Annotated in this window: 2 protein-coding genes and 1 pseudogene; all 3 read left to right on the top strand. The window is 29.0% G+C overall.

Features of this window, described 5'->3' with window-relative positions; genetic code table 11:
- Positions 1-97: pseudogene (locus CBG10_RS07505) on the top strand (IS30 family transposase); the annotation flags it as partial.
- 334 nt (positions 98-431) lie between these two features.
- Positions 432-1,919, top strand: coding sequence for an RNA-binding domain-containing protein (locus CBG10_RS07500; RefSeq protein ID WP_179231250.1), 1,488 nt, complete (start codon positions 432-434; stop codon positions 1,917-1,919).
- 133 nt (positions 1,920-2,052) lie between these two features.
- Positions 2,053-2,457 carry a hypothetical protein gene (locus CBG10_RS07495; protein ID WP_094512169.1) on the top strand — a complete coding sequence of 135 codons (405 nt, stop codon included), beginning with the start codon at positions 2,053-2,055 and terminating at the stop codon, positions 2,455-2,457.
- The last annotated feature ends 95 nt before the right edge of the window (positions 2,458-2,552 follow it).

The raw sequence follows: 2,552 nt of genomic DNA, 5'->3' as shown, positions 1-2,552 counted from the left end.
ACTGGTTCAAATCAATTGGTATCTGAATTCACGGCCACTTAAATGTCTTAATTGGCATACACCAATCGAGATCTTCTTGCTTAATCTACGTCACTAAATTCGTTCAAGTTATTTCTTGCAATCTGCCTTTCTTATAGTTTTTTAGTTAAAGGGTTGATATGTTATAATATTTCAGCCTTTACTAGCAATAGTAATAGTGTGTTTGATATATGTTTGATATATGTTTGATATATGTTTGATATATGTTTGAATACATTTGATAAACCGCCGTAGAATAATAATTCTTGCTCGTGTTATACATTTGATATATATTTAAATACATTTGATATATATTTAAATACATTTGATAAGTAGTCATATATTTATGCTTACTCATGTTATATATTTGTAATAATAACTATTGTCTGTATATGTTTGGAGGATCCACAAGATTGGAAAGTATAAAAAGTCTAGTACCAGAAAATCGACACCTTGAATATAAAGAATGCAGAGAAAATCGTTTACCTACGAGCATCTGGGAAACGGTTAGTGCTTTTGCAAATACTGATGGTGGAAAAATTATATTAGGGGTTAAAGAAATAAAAAAGAAACACTTAAATATCCCTGTTGGAATTACAGATGAAGATAAATTAAAAACTGATTTTTTAAATACTCAAAAAAGTGGCAAACTTTCAAAAATGGTGGTAAAGGAATCAGATTTTGAAACTAAGAATATTTCTGATAGAAAGTTATTAATTATAAATGTCAATAAGATCAGCTTTACAAAAAGACCAATTTATTTGGATGATGATATTAGAAAAACATATATTAGGGAAAACGAGAGTGATCGTAAAGCTAATGGTGATGAATTAAAAATTTTCTTAAGAGATGCTGATTCTAATACTGATTCAGAACTATTAGATAATTTTTCAATGGATGATTTGAATAAAGTAGATATACAAAATTATTACTTAGAACTTCAAGATAAAAATAATGATTTATTTAGTGATTTATCTCTTGAAGAATTTTTGAAATCTATGGGACTTATTAAACGAGATCGAAGTCAAGAAAATGCGCCGTTTAAGCTTACAAGTGCAGCGTTATTATTATTTGGGAAATTTAATTCAATTACGGATGTTTTTCCGAACTTTTTCTTAGACTTTATAGAAAAAACTAGTCCATCATCTGTAGACTATGATGATCGGGTGTTTACATCGAATGAATTAGGTCATCCACAGAATATTTATAGTTTCTATAGAATTGTTGCTGCAAAAATAGACAATAATATAAAAAATGGTTTTGTTCTTCGAGGAGATAGAAGGGTTGATGCAGGTGAAGATTTTAAGCGTATTACTAGAGAATCTATTGTAAATTCTTTAGTTCATGCAGATTACTCGTCTAAAAGAACGACTAAGATTTCGATGTATGATGATTATATAGAATTTGACAATCCTGGAGAAATGAGAGTTTCGTCCTTAGATTTTATCCAAGGTGGTACTTCAATAGCTAGAAATCCTAAAATATTCGACGCGTTTATAAGAGCGAGGTTAGGTGAACATACTGGGAGTGGTGGCTACAGAATATATAAAACAGCTGGAGAGTTAAAATTAAGAACACCGATTATTAGTTCTTCGATAATAAATACAAAATTGATTCTTTGGAAAATTCCATTAATTGATTCTATTTTAAAAGATATGCCAGAAGAACTAAGACCAACTTATAAACGTATAGCTGAAAAGTTAGTAGTATCTTATTCTGATCTTAAGGATCTTTATGCTTCTAGTTATCAAGGACATAATATAATTAATGAATTAGTAGATAAAAAATATGTCAAAAGAAGTGGAAAGGGAAAGGGAACAAAATATTATCTACCAAGTGATGATCCATCTGTAAGAATGTCATTAAATTCGTATATACAAGAGAATCTTTTAGGTCATTAAAATTAATAATAGTAGCAAACTATTCAATCTACTATTATTAATAGCTGTAGTACAAATTGATTTAAGTTGAAAATATACTTATGGATAACAATTATATTATTAACATCACCAATGTGAGGAGGAGCTATAGCTCATGTTTTCAGCCTTTAGAGATTTATTCAAATCTAAAGAAGTTAAGGATCAAATAAATGAGGACAAAATAGAAAAAGAAGATTTAAACAGTAAGCAATCTACTTCATTCAGAATAAAAACTATTGGTAAAGTGAATACATTGTCAGTTTATAATCTTAACAGAACAATGAAAACTTATAAGCTATTCGATCCTGATGCTTCTTTTATTTTTGGCAAAGATAAAAAATTCACAAAGGATAGAACCGAAGGTAAGGTAATTCCTTTATCACGAAATAATTCTTATGATTTTTTTAAATGGTTTGAATGCTTTAACGAAGATAAGATGCTTAAAAATATCATACATAATTATAATATTCAAGAAAGCGTTGGCTGGAGTATCTGTCAAGTTTTCATAGGTAGCCTTTAAATATACAGTTTTAGTGGGTTAGTGCCTTAAAAAGTTGTCCCATTGGTCTACTTGTGGCCGTGTTAATCGGAATTATTCCTTGTACTGCTCCAATT

Origin of the sequence: Limosilactobacillus reuteri, assembly GCF_002254085.1 — a bacterium.
Classification (GTDB): domain Bacteria; phylum Bacillota; class Bacilli; order Lactobacillales; family Lactobacillaceae; genus Limosilactobacillus; species Limosilactobacillus reuteri_K.
The sequence above is the reverse complement of the archived record's forward strand: the minus strand, read 5'-3'. Positions and strand labels throughout refer to the sequence as shown.